Annotated in this window: 14 protein-coding genes; 4 read left to right on the forward strand and 10 right to left on the reverse strand. The window is 69.4% G+C overall.

Annotation, left to right across the window (positions count from 1 at the left end):
• Positions 1-2: 2 nt before the first annotated feature.
• The gene (locus ACFVU2_RS12205; RefSeq protein ID WP_387874505.1) at positions 3-578 is read left to right on the forward strand and encodes an AAA family ATPase; all 576 of its coding nucleotides are present in this window, start codon (positions 3-5) and stop codon (positions 576-578) included.
• Here the strand turns inward: ACFVU2_RS12205 and ACFVU2_RS12210 are convergent.
• Positions 575-931: a Sec-independent protein translocase TatB gene (locus ACFVU2_RS12210; RefSeq protein WP_387874507.1), complete on the reverse strand. Its 357-nt coding sequence runs from the start codon at positions 929-931 to the stop codon at positions 575-577. The two genes, ACFVU2_RS12205 and ACFVU2_RS12210, sit on opposite strands and share 4 nt — an antisense overlap.
• A gap of 77 nt (positions 932-1,008) precedes the next feature.
• On the opposite strand from ACFVU2_RS12210, the gene ACFVU2_RS12215 reads away from it, so the two are divergent.
• A complete protein-coding gene (locus ACFVU2_RS12215) occupies positions 1,009-1,641 on the forward strand; it encodes an O-methyltransferase (RefSeq protein WP_387874509.1) in 633 nt (210 codons plus the stop codon).
• Between the two features lie 51 nt (positions 1,642-1,692).
• On the opposite strand, the gene ACFVU2_RS12220 is transcribed toward ACFVU2_RS12215, so the two are convergent.
• From ACFVU2_RS12220 to dapE, 3 genes are all read right to left on the reverse strand, one after another.
• On the reverse strand, positions 1,693-1,866 hold the full coding sequence (locus tag ACFVU2_RS12220) for a DUF3117 domain-containing protein (protein ID WP_021764147.1): 174 nt from the start codon (positions 1,864-1,866) through the stop codon (positions 1,693-1,695).
• An 88-nt stretch (positions 1,867-1,954) separates the two neighbouring features.
• Positions 1,955-3,205, reverse strand: a complete 1,251-nt coding sequence (locus ACFVU2_RS12225; RefSeq protein ID WP_387874511.1) for a hypothetical protein — start codon at positions 3,203-3,205, stop codon at positions 1,955-1,957.
• On the reverse strand, positions 3,174-4,256 hold the full coding sequence (dapE, locus tag ACFVU2_RS12230; RefSeq protein WP_387874514.1) for a succinyl-diaminopimelate desuccinylase: 1,083 nt from the start codon (positions 4,254-4,256) through the stop codon (positions 3,174-3,176). Before dapE ends, ACFVU2_RS12225 begins: the two co-directional genes overlap by 32 nt.
• Positions 4,257-4,273: 17 nt before the next feature.
• On the opposite strand from dapE, the gene dapD reads away from it, so the two are divergent.
• On the forward strand, positions 4,274-5,263 hold the full coding sequence (gene dapD, locus ACFVU2_RS12235) for a 2,3,4,5-tetrahydropyridine-2,6-dicarboxylate N-succinyltransferase (protein WP_387874516.1): 990 nt from the start codon (positions 4,274-4,276) through the stop codon (positions 5,261-5,263).
• Positions 5,264-5,291: 28 nt separating this feature from the next.
• On the opposite strand, the gene ACFVU2_RS12240 is transcribed toward dapD, so the two are convergent.
• From ACFVU2_RS12240 to pdhA, 3 genes are read right to left on the reverse strand one after another with little or no spacing between them, the layout of a single operon-like run.
• Positions 5,292-6,623, reverse strand: coding sequence for a dihydrolipoamide acetyltransferase family protein (locus ACFVU2_RS12240; RefSeq protein ID WP_387874518.1), 1,332 nt, complete (start codon positions 6,621-6,623; stop codon positions 5,292-5,294).
• Positions 6,623-7,633 (reverse strand): alpha-ketoacid dehydrogenase subunit beta, encoded by a 1,011-nt coding sequence (locus tag ACFVU2_RS12245; protein ID WP_387874520.1) that lies wholly within the window; start codon positions 7,631-7,633, stop codon positions 6,623-6,625. The genes ACFVU2_RS12240 and ACFVU2_RS12245 overlap by 1 nt, the downstream gene beginning before the upstream one ends.
• Positions 7,630-8,757, reverse strand: coding sequence for a pyruvate dehydrogenase (acetyl-transferring) E1 component subunit alpha (gene pdhA / locus ACFVU2_RS12250; protein WP_387875750.1), 1,128 nt, complete (start codon positions 8,755-8,757; stop codon positions 7,630-7,632). Before pdhA ends, ACFVU2_RS12245 begins: the two co-directional genes overlap by 4 nt.
• Before the next feature lie 208 nt (positions 8,758-8,965).
• Here pdhA and ACFVU2_RS12255 point away from each other — a divergent pair, with 208 nt between their 5' ends.
• The gene (locus tag ACFVU2_RS12255; RefSeq protein WP_387874521.1) at positions 8,966-9,427 is read left to right on the forward strand and encodes an Lrp/AsnC family transcriptional regulator; all 462 of its coding nucleotides are present in this window, start codon (positions 8,966-8,968) and stop codon (positions 9,425-9,427) included.
• Between the two features lie 135 nt (positions 9,428-9,562).
• On the opposite strand, the gene ACFVU2_RS12260 is transcribed toward ACFVU2_RS12255, so the two are convergent.
• From ACFVU2_RS12260 to ACFVU2_RS12270, 3 genes are all read right to left on the reverse strand, one after another.
• Positions 9,563-11,857, reverse strand: coding sequence for a polyribonucleotide nucleotidyltransferase (locus ACFVU2_RS12260; RefSeq protein WP_387874523.1), 2,295 nt, complete (start codon positions 11,855-11,857; stop codon positions 9,563-9,565).
• 986 nt (positions 11,858-12,843) lie between these two features.
• The gene (locus ACFVU2_RS12265) at positions 12,844-14,028 is read right to left on the reverse strand and encodes an AAA family ATPase (protein ID WP_387874525.1); all 1,185 of its coding nucleotides are present in this window, start codon (positions 14,026-14,028) and stop codon (positions 12,844-12,846) included.
• A 65-nt stretch (positions 14,029-14,093) separates the two neighbouring features.
• Positions 14,094-14,867: a fructosamine kinase family protein gene (locus ACFVU2_RS12270; RefSeq protein ID WP_387875752.1), complete on the reverse strand. Its 774-nt coding sequence runs from the start codon at positions 14,865-14,867 to the stop codon at positions 14,094-14,096.
• Between the last annotated feature and the right edge of the window lies 1 nt (position 14,868).

The raw sequence follows: 14,868 nt of genomic DNA on the forward strand, positions 1-14,868 counted from the left end.
ACGTGCCCGTCCTCCATCTGCTCGCCGGCCCCAACGGCTCCGGCAAGTCCACCTATGTCGATCGTCTTCTCGGGCCCGTGACCCGTCTCCCCTTCGTGAACGCGGATGTGATCGCCGCCGAACGATGGCCGGATGCTCAAGCCGCGCATGCCTACGATGCCTCGCGGGCCGCAGCCGAGGAACGGTCTCGGCTTCTCGAGAAGGGCACGTCCTTCATCACCGAGACGGTCTTCAGCCACCCCAGCAAGCTCGAGCTCCTCGATGCGGCGCTTTCTCGCGGATACCTGGTGCATCTGCATGTGATGCTCGTCCCCGTCGAGGTGAGCGTGCGCCGCGTGGCCGAGCGGGTGCGCGCCGGCGGACACGATGTGCCCGAGCAGAAGATCCGCGACCGGCACGCACGGTTGTGGCACCTCGTCGCGCGCGCACGATCGAGTGCTGACCGAACCGAGTTCTTCGACAACGGCAGTGCGCGCAGTCCGTTCCGCCTCGTCGCCACGTACGAGCATGGTCTTCCACTCGGCGAGCCGGACTGGCCGTCGTGGGCTCCGACCGCGCTCCGCGCCGACGCGGGCTAGGTGGATTCGGCGTCGAACGGGGGCAGGGCGCCGGCGGGCAGGGCACGGCGGGCGGCGGCGACGGGGCTCGCGGGCTTGATGGCGCTCGACGGTGCCGGGGCGTCCTCGAGGAGGGCCTCGCGGATGATGCGGCGCGGGTCGTACTGCCGCGGGTCGAGCTTCTTCCAGTCGACCTCGTCGAACTCCGGGCCCATCTCGTCGCGCATGCGCGTCTTCGCGCCGTTCGCGAAGTCGCGCAGCGATCGCACGAACTGACCCAGCTTGCCGGCGTAGAGCGGCAGGCGCTCGGGACCGATGACGAACGCTGCGATCACCGCCACGATGAGCAGCTTGTCAAAGGTCAGTCCGAACACGGGTCAAGAGTATCGCGCCTGGCGTGCGCGGAAGCTGGGTTCGCGGGCCGTATCCTGGACCGGAGGCAAGGAGCACTGTGTCAGACAAGGACTCGAACTGGAGATTCTCCGACGATGTGATCGTCGAGAGCGACGTGATCGTGCGGGCACGCCAGCAGTCGCTGGAGCTGGGAGTCGAGCCGATCGCCCCGAGCACCGGCGCGCAGGCGGCCATCGTGGTCGCCGCGACCGCTGCGCAGAACATCGTGGAGATCGGCACCGGCGTCGGCGTCTCCGGCCTCTGGCTGCTGACGGGCGGGTCGAACGCCCAGCTCACCTCCATCGATCAGGAGCTCGACCACCAGCAGCACGCGCGGACCTTCTTCACCGAGGCCGGCGTCGCGTCGAACCGCGTCCGGCTCATCACGGGGCGCGCTCTCGACGTGCTGCCGCGCATGAACGAGAACTCCTACGACATCGTCTTCATCGACGCCGACCCGCAGTCGGTGATCGAGTACGTCGAGCACGGCCTGCGCCTGGTGCGCCCGGGCGGCACCGTCCTCGTGGCCCACGCACTGTGGCGCGGACGGGTGGCGGACCCGGCCGCGCGCGACGACGTCGCCACCGGTTTCCGCACGCTCATCACCGAGACCGCGCGCTCCGGCGCCGTGATCAGCGCCCTCTCCCCCGCGGGCGACGGGCTGCTTCAGCTCACCAAGCTCGCCCAGTAGAAACGACGAACGGACCCTGACTGCTCAGGGTCCGTTCTTTCGTGTTCTGGTTCAGGAGGCACTCACGACGCTCGCCAGAGCGTCGTGGAGTTCTTTGGCTTCCGCGTCGTTGACGGAGACCACCAGTCGTCCGCCACCTTCGAGCGGCACACGCACGATGATGAGCCGTCCCTCCTTCACAGCCTCCATTGGCCCGTCCCCGGTCCTCGGCTTCATGGCCGCCATGCAGCTCCCCTTTCGTGGATGTCCCCCTATTATCCGACATCGGCGCCGACCTGTGGAAATCGAGAGCGTACGCCGAAGGTCGCAGAGATCACGGCGGCGACCAATCGGCACCCGCGACACCCCAGCAGATCGCGATCCAGCCGACCTGCATGGCGACGAAGAGCACGACCATCCCGACCCGGTAGACGCGACTGCGTGGCAGCGCCAGAGCGCCGAGCAGCGGGAAGAGCGGCATCAGGAGGCGGAACGTGCTCGACTGGGGGAAGAACACGGCGAAGAGGTACACCGAGTACGCGATCACCCAGAAGAGCAGGTCGGGGCCGAGCCGGCGCACCGCGGGCGAGAACAGCAGCACGACGTACAGCGCAACGATGACGACGAGGACCGCGATGCCCAGCCAGCCGGGCAGGCCGAGCATGACGGTCGACCACCACTCGGCCCCCTGGAACCACGGGGCGAACGGGACGAGGTGGACGTATCCGATGTACGCGGCGCGCCAGGCGAGCTCGGTGTCGGTGTAGGCCGTCCACGACCCCGTCGCGATCCCCGCGATCACCGGCCAGGCGAGGCCGGCCAGCCCGCTGAACACCGCCAGGGACACACTGAGCACCCGCTCCCGGACCGGGAACGGGTCCTCGCGGCGGCGTACCCAGCGGTAGACGACGTGGAGGCCGAGGGCGAGGGCGAACGCGAGCCCGCTCGGCCGGGTGAAGGCCATCACCAGGGTGACCGGGAACAGCCAGCCGTACCGCCGCTCCACGAGCAGCAGCAGCGCGACCGCGACCAGCAGGATGTAGAGCGACTCGGCGTAGGCGAGCTGGAAGAGCGGCGACACCGGCGCGACGCAGAACAGCACGATCGCGAAGAGAGCGGTGGACTCCGAGAGCCCGACCCGGCGCAGCAGCCGGTGCAGGACGAGCGCGGCGCCCGCCGCGCAGGCGACCGACACCAGCACCGCCGCGGGCGCCCACGAGAGCCGCGTCACGAACATCACGGCGTCGACGACGCCCGGGTACACCGGCATGAACGCCCAGGCGTTCTCGGTGACGTGGACCCCGTCGGTCGGCAGCGTCGACGGATAGCCCGAGACGGCGACGATGTTGTACCAGAGGCCGTCCCAGATGGTCGCGAACGAGAAGTAGTCGGGCTTCGGGCCGGTCCAGGGGTTCTGCCCCTGGTTGGCCGCGAAGATCAGCAGGATGATCGTCGTGACGACGCGGCTGGCGACGAAGATCGCGAGCACCCGGACCCACCAGAGGGTCCACCATCGAGCAGGCTGCGCCGCGGAGTGGACCGCGGCGGCCGGCTCAGCGGGCGCCGGAGCCGGTGAGCCAGGCACGGAGTCCCGCCTCCACCGCGACGATCTGCTCCACGTCGACGCGCTCGTCGTCGGCATGCGCCTTCAGCGGATCGCCCGGGCCGTAGTTGACAGCGGGGATGCCGAGGGCGCTGAACCGCGCGACGTCCGTCCAGCCGTACTTCGGCTTGGCGACGCCGCCGACCGCGGCGACGAACTCCTGCGCGAGCGGAGCGTCCAGCCCGGGCCGTGCGCCGTCCGCCCGGTCGACGACCGTGATGTCGTAGTCGCCGAACAGCTCGTGCATGTGGTCGATGGCCTCCTGGGAGCTGCGGGAGGGCGCGAACCGGTAGTTGATGTGGACCATGCACTCGTCGGGGATGATGTTGCCCGCGATGCCGCCGGAGATCCCGACCGCGTTGAGCCCCTCGCGGTACACGAGACCGTCGACCTCCACCTCGCGCGCCTGGTAGGCGGCGAGGATGTCGAGGATGGGCGCCGCCTTGTGGATGGCGTTGTCGCCGACCCAGCCGCGGGCCGAGTGCGACCGCAGCCCGTAGGTGCGGACCTCCACGCGCAGGTTGCCGTTGCAGCCGCCCTCGACGACGCCGTTGCTCGGTTCGCCGAGGATCGCGAAGTCGCCGACGAAGAGGTCGGGCCGGTTGCGCGACAGCCGGTTGAGACCGTTGAGCTCGGCGTTGACCTCCTCGTGGTCGTACCACATCCAGGTCACGTCGATCGCGGGGTCGGTGAGCTCGGCGGCGAGCTTGAGCTGCACGGCCGTTCCGGCCTTCATGTCGACGGTGCCGCGCCCCCACAGGTAGGTGATGCCGCTCTCGGTCTCGAACCGGGTCGGCAGGTTGTCGTTGAGCGGAACGGTGTCGATGTGACCGGCGATGATCGCGCGGCGCTCGCGGCCGAGGTTCGTGCGGGCGACGATGGTGTCGCCATCCCGGATCACCTCGAGGTGGGCGAGACCGGAGAGGGCCGCCTCGATCGCGTCGGCGAGCTCCTTCTCGTTTCCTGACACGGACTCGATGTCGCAGATCTGGCGGGTGAGGTCGGTGGAGGTGGCGGTGAGGTCGAGAGGCACCCTACTAATCTAGAGCCATGCCTTCCGAGATTGCTGACGAGTCCGCCGCGCCCGCCACCGCCCGCACCGCCTGGGGCTACGGGCTCGCGACCGTCGCCGGCGACGGCACGGTGCTCGACACCTGGTTCCCCTCCCCGCAGCTCGGCCGCATCCCGGCCGGACGCGAGCCGTGGATCGCCCCGGCCGACCTGGAGGCCCTGGCCGGCGAGGACGCCCGTCGCAACGTGCGCATCGACACCGTCACGGTCGAGATCGACCTGGACGCCGCACCGGCCTCGACGCCCGATGCGTACCTGCGTCTGCACCTCCTCTCGCACCTGCTCGCCGCGCCGAACACCCTGAATCTCGACGGCGTCTTCGGCCACCTGCCGATCGTCACCTGGACGAACGCCGGCCCGGTGCTCCCGGCCGACTTCGACCGCCTCCGCCCCGCACTGCAGCGGGCAGGGATCCACGTCACGGGCATCGACAAGTTCCCGCGGCTGCTCGACTACGTGACTCCCGACCGGGTCCGCATCGCCGATGCGTCGCGCGTGCGACTCGGCGCGCACCTGGCACCCGGCACGACCGTGATGCACGAAGGCTTCGTCAACTTCAACGCGGGTACGCTCGGCTCCTCGATGGTCGAGGGCCGCATCTCGCAGGGCGTCGTCGTGGGCGACGGCTCGGACATCGGCGGCGGCGCCTCCATCATGGGCACCCTCTCCGGCGGCGGCACGCAGCGCGTCGCGATCGGCGAGCGGGCGCTGCTGGGAGCGAACTCCGGAATCGGCATCTCGATCGGCGACGACTCGGTCGTCGAGGCGGGTCTCTACGTCACGGCCGGCACGAAGGTCGTCGTCGTCGACTCCGCACCGACCGCGGATGGACGGCCGCAGACGATCAAGGCCGTCGAGCTCTCGGGCGTTCCCGGGCTGCTCTTCCGCCGCAACTCCGTCTCGGGCGCCGTCGAGGTGCTGCGCCGCGCCGGCTCGGGCGTCGAGCTCAACGCGGCGCTGCACGCCTGACGACACCTCCCCCTGACGGCTCCGGCGGTCACACCAGGGCGAGCACCGACGCCGGGTCGTTCAGGATGCGGCCCACGTCGGCAAGCAGCCGGGAGGCCTGCTGACCGTCGACGATCCGGTGGTCGAACGACAGCGCCAGCGTGAGCACATCGCGCAGTGCGATGCCGCCGTCGTGCTCCCACGGCTGACGCCGGACCGCGCCCAGGGCAAGGATGGCCGCCTCCCCCGGCGTCACGATGGGTGTTCCCGCGTCGACCCCGAAGACGCCGACGTTGGTGATCGTGATCGTGCCGCCGGAGAGTTCCGCAGGCGCCGTACGTCCTGCTCGGGCCGTCTCCGCCAGCGTGCGGACCGCACCGGCGAGGTCGGCGAGCGGGAGCAGGTCGGCATCCCGCACCACCGGCACGAGCAGGCCGCGTGGCGTGGCGGCTGCGATGCCGAGATGCACGGCACCCGACTGCACGATCTCCTGAGCGGCGTCGTCCCATCGGGAGTTCACCTCCGGCGTGCGGCGGATCGCGAGGCAGAGCGCCTTGGCCACGACGGCGAGCAGGCCGGGACGGGCCTCGTCGTCCGCGGTCCGTGCGCGCAGACGCTCGACGAGCTCCGACGTCGCCGTGACGTCGACGGTGAGGAAGACGGTGGCCTGCGGCGCGGTGAACGCGCTGCGGACCATCGCCTCGGCGGTCGCCTTGCGCACGCCCTTGATCGGGATGCGCACCTCGCCGCGCGCCGGCGCGGTCGATGCCGCGGAGGCCGGGAGACGCTCCGACCCGCCGGACGCAGCGGGAGCGGCCGACGCCACGGCGTCGAGATCCTGACGGGTGATCAGGCCGCGCGCGCCCGTCCCCGTGACGGCTCCGAGGTCGATGCCGCGCTCGCGGGCCAGCCTGCGGACCGGCGGGGTCGCCAGCGGCCGCTCGGCCACGGCGACAGGTGTCGGAGCGGGCGCGGCGACGGCGGCGGGCTCTGCCGGCTCCGGCCGGGCCAGTCCCGGTCGCGCACGCCGTGCGGGCCGGGTCGTCGCGTCCGGTCGCGCGCCATAGCCGACGAGCGTCGGCTCGGGCGCGTCCGACCGGTCGTCCGGTGCCGGCGCAGGCGCCTCCTCCGGCTCGGCTCCCGCCACCTCGAAGGCGACGAGGGGCTCCCCCACTGCGACCGTCACGCCCGGTTCGACGTACAGCCGCGAGACGCGTCCGTCGTACGGCGCGGGCAGCTCTACGAGCGCCTTCGCCGTCTCGACCTCCGCGATGATCTGGTTCAGGTGCACGCTGTCGCCGACCGAGACCTTCCAGCTGACCAGCTCCGACTCCGTGAGGCCTTCGCCGAGATCCGGCAGCGAGAAGTCCTTGACCGCCATCAGTCCTCCACCCCCGAGAGCGAGTTCGGCCGGTCCATCGCACGGTCGATGCCGTCCAGGATGCGGTCGAGGTCGGGCAGGTGCGCGCCCTCCAGCCGCGCCGCCGGGTAGGGGATGTCGTGCCCGGTGACCCGCACCGGGGCGTGCTCGAGCTGGTAGAAGCAGCGTTCGGTGATCGAGGCCGAGATCTCCGCCCCGAGCCCTCCGGAGAGGGCGGCCTCGTGCGTGACCACCAGGCGCCCGGTCTTGCGGACGGACGCGACCACGGTGTCCAGGTCGAGGGGCGAGAGCGAACGCAGGTCGATCACTTCGACCGATACGCCCTCGTCTCCGGCGGCGACCGCGGCGTCCCGTGCGAGCTGCACCAGCCCGCCGTAGGTGACCAGGGTCACGTCGCCACCGGTCGCGACCACGCGCGCCGTGCCCATCGGGCGGGCGTCCGCCAGAGCGGAGTCGACATCCACCTCGCCCTTGGCGTGGTAGCGGCGCTTCGGCTCGAAGTAGAGCACGGGGTCGTCGGAGGCGATGGCCTGCTGGATGAGCGTGTACGCGTCCTGCGGGTCGGAGGGGCTCACCACCCGCAGTCCCGCCGCGTGCGCGAAGTACGCCTCGGGCGAGTCGGAGTGGTGCTCGGCCGCGCCGATGCCCCCCGCGAACGGCACGCGGATCGTGATCGGCATGCGCACCGCGCCGTCGGTGCGGTAGTGCATGCGCGCGACCTGGCTGACGATCTGGTCGAACGCCGGGTAGACGAAGCCGTCGAACTGGATCTCGACCACCGGCCGGTAGCCGCGGAACGCCATCCCGACCGCCGTGCCCAGGATGCCGGACTCGGCCAGCGGCGAATCCATCACCCGGCGCGGGCCGAACTCGGTCTGCAGGCCGTCCGTCACGCGGAACACGCCGCCGAGCGTGCCGATGTCCTCTCCCATCAGCACCACGTGGGGGTCGTTCGCCAGGGCGGTGCGGAGACCCGCGTTGATGGCCTTCGCCATCGTGAGCGTCGTCATCGACCGTCACCGCCGACGAACGTGCGGAGGTACCGCGAGTAGTGGTCGCGCTGGCGGGCGAGCCCGGTGTGCGGCTCCGCGTAGACGTTGTCGAACACGGTGAGCGGGTCGGGGTCGCGCAGGGCGAGGCAGCCGGCGCGCATCTCGGCGGCGACGCTGTCCGCCTTCGCGTGGATGCTCGTGAGGCGCGACTCGTCGAGCCGTCCCTGCGCGTCGAGGTGGGCCTCCACCCGGGCGATCGGATCGCGGCCGCGCCACTCGTCCAGCTCCGCGGGGTCGCGGTAACGGGTGGGATCGTCCGCGGTCGTGTGCGGACCCATCCGGTAGGTGACGGCCTCGATGAACGTCGGACCGCCTCCCGAGCGGGCCCGGTCGAGGGCGGCACGGGAGGCCGCGAGCACCGCCAGCACGTCGTTGCCGTCGACCCGGATGCTCGGCACGCCGAAGCCGGGGGCACGCTCGGAGATCGGGCGCTGCGCCTGCAGGGCGACCGGCTCCGAGATCGCGTACTGGTTGTTCTGGCAGAAGAACACGACGGGCGCGGCGTAGGTCGCGGCGAAGATCAGCGCCTCGTTGACGTCGCCCTCGCTCGTCGCTCCGTCGCCGAAGTAGGCGACGGCGACGGCGTCGGTGCCGTCCGCCTGGATGCCGAGCGCGTAGCCCGTCGCGTGCAGGGTCTGGGCGCCGATGATGACCTGCGGCGTCGCCATGTTGATGTCGTACGGGTTCCAGCCGCTCTGGGTCGTGCCGCGCCATACGCGCAGCAGGTCGACCAGGCCGGCGCCGCGGCAGTAGGCCACGCCGTGCTCGCGGTAGCTGGAGAAGACGAAGTCGTCGGAGCGCAGGGCGCGTCCGGATCCGATCTGAGAGGCCTCCTGGCCGAGGAGGGGCGGCCAGAGGCCCAGCTCGCCCTGGCGCTGCAGCGCGGTCGCCTCGGCGTCGATGCGCCGGATGACCACCATGTCCTCGTAGAGGTCGAGCAGCTGGTCGGCGCCGATGTCCGAGACCCACCCGTCGTACCGGTCGTCGCTCAGCCGCTCCCCCGCCGGCGTCAGGAGCTGGACGGTGTCGGCTCCCGCGGGGAGCCGCACGTCATCGAAGCCGCCGTCGCGGCCGAGGTGCACACCAGGCTGATTGTCGATCGTCACGGTTCACGCAACCTTCACTCTCATGCCCGGGGCGGTCCGCTCGTGACGGGCCGCTCCGGCCTCCGGCCCCTTTGCCGGAATTAATCGGAAGGCTACGCTGCGCGATCAGGACGCACAACCAGCGGCGTGTCGACCGTGCAGCCTGCACTATCCCGTCGCCGTGAGCGGTGCTAGCTTTCACACTATGCGCACGTTCGACAGCACCGACCGCCGCATCCTCGTCGCCCTCGCCGACGAGCCGCGGTCGACCAACGTCTCCCTCGCCGACCGCCTCGGGCTCAGCCGGAACACCGTGCAGGCGCGGGTCTCCGAACTGGAGCGCAGCGGGGCGTTCCTGTCGTTCGAGCGGCGCATCGACGCCCGTGCGGCGGGCTACCCGCTCGCCGCCTATGTGACCGTCCACGTGCAGCAGCAATTGCTCGCCTCCATCGTGGAGCATCTGGCGGGGATCCCCGAGATCGTGGAGGCCCACGGGCTCTCCGGGGCCTCCGACCTCCTGCTGCGCGTGGTGAGCCGAGATGCGGAGGACCTCTTCCGGATCACGGGCGCGATCCAGTCGACGGCGGGCGTCGTGCGCGCCGAGACCTCGCTCGACATGGGCGAGCTCATCCCGTACCGCCTCCGCCCCCTCCTCACCCGCGACTAGCGTCGAGGCGGCGAACTCTTCGCCCCCTCGGCGTTTTTGCGTGTACTTCGTGCCGTCTCGGCGGCCGGGAACGCGCGAAGGCCGCGTCGACCAGAGGTCGGCGCGGCCTTCGTGTGCTGGATCAGCGAGCGGGGATCAACCCTCCGCCGGCTCCGAGGGGCCCTCGGAAGCGGCGTCGCGGCCGTGGGTGTCGGCCTCGTCGGCGATCACCGGGGCGAGCGAGAGCTTGCCGCGGTCGTCGATCTTGGTGATCTCCACCAGGATCTTCTGGCCGACGCCGAGCACGTCCTCGACGTTCTCGACGCGCTTGCCACCGGCGAGCTTGCGCACCTCGGAGATGTGCAGCAGGCCGTCCTTGCCCGGCAGGAGCGAGACGAACGCACCGAACGCGGCGATCTTGACGACGGTTCCGAGGAACTGCTCGCCGATCTCCGGGTTGGTCGGGTTCGCGATCGCGTTGACCTGCGCGCGGGCGGCCTCGGCCGAGGGGCCGTCGACGGCGCCGATGTAGACGGTGCCGTCCTCCTCGATGGAGATGTCGGCGCCGGTCTCGTCCTGGATCGCGTTGATCGTCTTGCCCTTCGGGCCGATCAGCTCGCCGATCTTGTCGACCGGGATCTGGACCGAGATCACGCGGGGCGCGGTCGGGGCCATCTCGTCGGGCGCGTCGATCGCGGCGTTCAGGACGCTGAGGATCGTCGTGCGGGCATCCTTCGCCTGCTTCAGCGCGCCGGCCAGGACCGACGAGGGGATGCCGTCGAGCTTGGTGTCGAGCTGGATGGCGGTGACGAACTCGCTCGTACCGGCGACCTTGAAGTCCATGTCGCCGAGCGCGTCCTCGGCGCCCAGGATGTCGGTGAGGGCCGCGTAGCGGGTCTCACCGTCGACGACGTCGGAGATCAGGCCCATGGCGATGCCGGCGACCGGGGCGCGCAGCGGCACACCGGCGTTCAGCAGCGACAGGGTGGAGGCGCAGACGGAGCCCATCGAGGTCGACCCGTTGGAGCTGAGGGCCTCGGACACCTGACGGATCGCGTAGGGGAACTCCTCGCGGCTCGGCAGCACCGGCACGAGGGCGCGCTCGGCGAGGAAGCCGTGCCCGATCTCGCGACGCTTCGGCGAACCGACGCGACCGGTCTCACCGGTCGAGTAGGGCGGGAAGTTGTAGTGGTGCAGGTAGCGCTTCTTGGTGACCGGCGACAGCGAGTCGATCTGCTGCTCCATCTTGAGCATGTTCAGCGTGGTGACGCCCAGGATCTGGGTCTCGCCGCGCTGGAAGATCGCCGAGCCGTGGACGCGCGGGATGACCTGCACCTCGGCGTCGAGCGGACGGATGTCGGTCAGGCCGCGGCCGTCGATGCGGATGCCCTCGCGCAGCACACGGCCGCGCATGACCACCTTCGAGACGGACTTGTACGCCGCCGAGAACTGGGTGAGGACCTCGGCGTCGAGGACGCCCGCCTCCACCTTCTCGGCGAGGGCCGCCTTGACGCGGTCCTTGAGGGCGTCGTCGGCGTTCTGACGCTCGATCTTGTCGGCGATCTGGTAGACGTTCACCAGCTCGTCGTAGGCGAGGCCGGCGACGTTGTCGTAGGTCTCCTTGGAGTACGGCAGGAACACCGGGTAGTCGGCGATCGCCTTCGCGGACTGCTGCGCGAGGACGTTCTGGGCGCCGACGAGCTGGCGGATGAACGGCTTCGCCGCCTCCAGGCCCTGTGCGACGACCTCTTCGCTCGGCTTGACGGCGCCGCCCTGGATGAGGTTCCAGCTGTGCTCGGTGGCCTCCGCCTCGACCATCATGATCGCGACGTCGCCCTCGGAGCCGTCCTCGTTGGTGAGGACGCGGCCGGCGACGATGAGGTCGAACACGGCCTCCTCGAGCTGCGAGGCCTTCGGGAAGGCGATCCACTGGTCCTCGTGCTGTCCGTTGCCGGGGATGAGCGCCAGGCGCACACCCGCGACGGGACCGGAGAACGGCAGACCGGAGATCTGCGTGGAGGCGCTGGCCGCGTTGATGGCGAGAGCGTCGTAGAACTCGTCCGGAGCGATGCTCAGGACGGTGATGACGATCTGCACCTCGTTGCGCAGGCCGTCGACGAACGACGGGCGCAGCGGCCGGTCGATCAGACGGCAGACGAGGATCGCCTCGGTCGAGGGGCGGCCCTCACGACGGAAGAACGAGCCGGGGATCTTGCCGGCGGCGTAGGAGCGCTCCTCCACGTCGACGGTCAGCGGGAAGAAGTCGAAGTTGTCCTTCGGGTGCTTGCTGGCGCTCGTCGCGCTCAGCAGCATCGTCTCCTCGTCGAGGTACGCGGCCACGGCGCCCTGCGCCTGCTGCGCGAGGCGTCCGGTCTCGAACCGGACGGTGCGGGTGCCGAAGCGGCCGTTGTCGAGCACGGCTTCGGCGAATTTGATTTCGGGACCTTCCAAGAGGTCTTTCTCCTTTGTTTAACGTCGCGGCCCCGTATGGGCGCGACTCTCCAAGGAGCGAGCAGGCAGTTCGACACGTCGGACGTGTACGCGGCATCCCATGCGAGTGCGTGGGCTGAGCCCGTCTGGCCATCAGTAGAAATACACGGTTGCGCTTCGCCGTGTCTGCACGGGCGCATCCGGATACCACCACCGAGGACCAGCTCCTGCCGGCCTGCTCCGGTGGCCGGCACACGGCCGACCACCAGCATCCTATCAGTCGCACCGCCGCTGGCGACGGTCAGAGCGCCAGCGTGGCCCGCGCGGCGTCGATGCGCTTTACGACCCGTCGTCTTCGGAGTGAGCCCCGCGCGGATATGCGACGCCAGAACCCCCCACGTTGGCCGCTAAAAAATCAAGCGCGCTCTCAAGCCGTCTGAAGCTCGACAGCCCTGCGGTGCGAAGTTCCGCGATCGGCATTGCAGCTGTTAGCGGTGCCTGGTGGACGGTGGGCTTGTAAGCTCGTCCATCCATTAAATGTCTGCTGACCCAGCCTTTGGCGTCGCGTGGAGACTCAGGGTCATCAAGCACAGTTCCGTCAAATCGCAACTCAGCAATGAGTTGACCGCCTGAACTCTTTAGTTGCTTCCCATCGAGTGTCGCTGCCACGGACACGGCGAGCGTCTCAAACTCACGATGGAAGAGCACTATCGCGACCGGAAACGGTAGACCCGCGTCGGCTACCGCCGACGACCATGTAGGCGCGCAACTCGCCGGGCAATCGTCATCCAGGTCAGCAGTTAGGAGCAGTGCTGTGGGGTACTGCTTTGATGCGATTCGCGCAGCGTTCACGGCGCTTTCGGGGGATGTGATCGCGAGGCGAAGGACAGGAGGGATGGACACGAACGGGGAAGGGAACAATTCCCTATCCTTCAATAGACGCGCCACGATGTTCGACAGTGCCTGCGTTTCCCCGTGTCCTTCGCCGACTAGAACGAGCCGCCCCGTCATGCGTCGCCCATTTCTTCCAACACATCGTCGAAGAGGTTGGCTTCAAGGCCGTCGAGTCTCACTCCTCCAGTTCTGAGAAGTCCGCCGAGAGACATCAGCGAATCGCGAACCGCTGACACTTGGAATTCGGCGACACGGCCAACTTGGGTTGCTCCCCCAATTCGCTGCACCGCCCGGACTTCACTGGTGTCCACCAAGTCGAGCAGATCGGGACTATGAGTTGTCACGACCACTTGGCATTCGAGACTTGTTGCGCGTAAATAGTCGTGAAGCAGCGGTAACAGGCCAGGATTAATCGTCAGTTCAGGTTCCTCGATCGCTAGCAACGGCGGCGGCGGGGACTGCAACAGAGCTGTCAAAATACCCGCGAGCCGGAGTGTGCCGTCACTCTCCTGAGCAGCGCTGAACCAGCGGCGCGTACCGGAGTCCAGTTCGTGCTCAAACTCCGCGGTGTAGAAACCGCCGCTGCTATCGACTCGAACATCACGGATGTCTCCAGTGATGCGCTCGAGTGCGATGACCAAGTCGGATTTGGCTCCGTCATCTAGCGTCTTCAGGACAGCGCACCAGTTCGACCCGTTCTCGTTCAGCGGAGGTGCGGCGCCGATCGGTTGCGGTATGCCTAACTCGCGTGGGTAGATGCTGTGAACGCGGACTCCGCGCAGTGCTTCAATGACTGGTGCGATGGATGGATCAGCCGCGAGCGACGGGAGCGTTAACTCCGCAACCGCCCCCTTCGGGGCGAGGCCATCCGGGGCTATCCGAACGCGGCCAGAGTTCACTTCGAGAATGGTTCGACGATCCGCGCCTGATCCGAGCACCAGCAACTCGCGCTCGACGCGATATGTTCCACCAGCGGCAGCATTGATTTGGATGTCGTAACTTGCGCTCCACGGCAGAGCTTCCAGGTCCACCCCTATCTTGATGGCGCGAGGCTTGAAGGGAGCCGCTCTCCGGAGCTTATTGATCCCCAGCCGTTTCGAAATAGCCGGATCCAGCCCGTACGTGAGAGCCTCTCCAAGGAAGCGAAAAACATCCAGGACATTCGATTTTCCCGACCCGTTGAGGCCCACTAATAGGGTCAAGTCATCGAATTCGACGACAACGTCGTCATCGAGCGACTTATAGTTCGATACCCGCAGTCGACGAACCTGCATCTTCGCTTCATCAATGTCTGGCACAGTTCATTATCCGTGATTGATCCGTCGGCACCAGGTCGAGGACTCACGAGCCCGCCGAGCGACGGTCAGAGCGCCAGCGTGGCCCGCGCGGCGTCGGCGAGCGCGCGTCCGTACGCCGGCCCGTGGCCGGCCGCGTGCACGGCGAGGGGGTGCAGCTGGTGCAGCGGGATGCGCTCGCGCCATCCGGCGCGCAGCGGACAGGCCTCGACGTAGCCGGCCAGCACCTCGTCGAGCAGCGGGAGGCCGAAGAGCGCGAGCATGCCGAGATCCGTCTCCCGGTGCCCGCCGTGCGCCGCCGGGTCGATGAGCACGGCGCCCGCGGGAGAGAAGAGGACGTTGCCGGCCCAGAGGTCGCCGTGGATGCGGGCGGGCGGCTCGTCGTCGTCGAGCTCGCCGGACGCGATGCGCTCCACGGCCTCCCGGATCACCAGCAGCTGCGCGGACGTCACCCCTCCGACCTCCACCGCGATGCCGAGGTACGGCTGGATGCGGTCGCGCGCGTAGAAGCGCCCCCACGACGTCTCGTGAGCGACGGGGAGCGGACGACGGCCGATGTACAGCGGGCCGTCCCATCCCGCCGGCGGGGCGCCGAACGCGTCGGCTCCCGCGGCATGGGTCGCGGCGAGCGCCGCCCCGAACGCCCGCGCGTGCGCGGTCGAGGGCCGCGCCGACCCGGTGCGCTCCGGCTCGATCCGTTCCAGTTCGATGCGCCCGGCGGACACCGCGACCACCCGCACGATGCGCGCACCTCCGGCGTCCTCGGCGTCGGCGAGCCAGGCGAGGCCCGCGGCCTCCGCCTCGAAGAACCGGTCGGGCGCGTCGGAGCGCTCCTTCAGGATC

The organism is Leifsonia sp. NPDC058194 (assembly GCF_042883605.1).
Classification (GTDB): Bacteria; Actinomycetota; Actinomycetes; order Actinomycetales; family Microbacteriaceae; genus Leifsonia.

Excerpts from the sequence above, each read along its gene's own strand:
- ACFVU2_RS12220 (WP_021764147.1), bottom strand. The coding sequence starts at position 1,866 with ATGGCGGCCATGAAGCCGAGGACCGGGGACGGGCCAATGGAGGCTGTG.
- dapD (WP_387874516.1), top strand. The coding sequence starts at position 4,274 with ATGCCTTCCGAGATTGCTGACGAGTCCGCCGCGCCCGCCACCGCCCGC.
- ACFVU2_RS12240 (WP_387874518.1), bottom strand. The coding sequence starts at position 6,623 with ATGGCGGTCAAGGACTTCTCGCTGCCGGATCTCGGCGAAGGCCTCACG.
- ACFVU2_RS12245 (WP_387874520.1), bottom strand. The coding sequence starts at position 7,633 with ATGACGACGCTCACGATGGCGAAGGCCATCAACGCGGGTCTCCGCACC.
- ACFVU2_RS12255 (WP_387874521.1), top strand. The coding sequence starts at position 8,966 with ATGCGCACGTTCGACAGCACCGACCGCCGCATCCTCGTCGCCCTCGCC.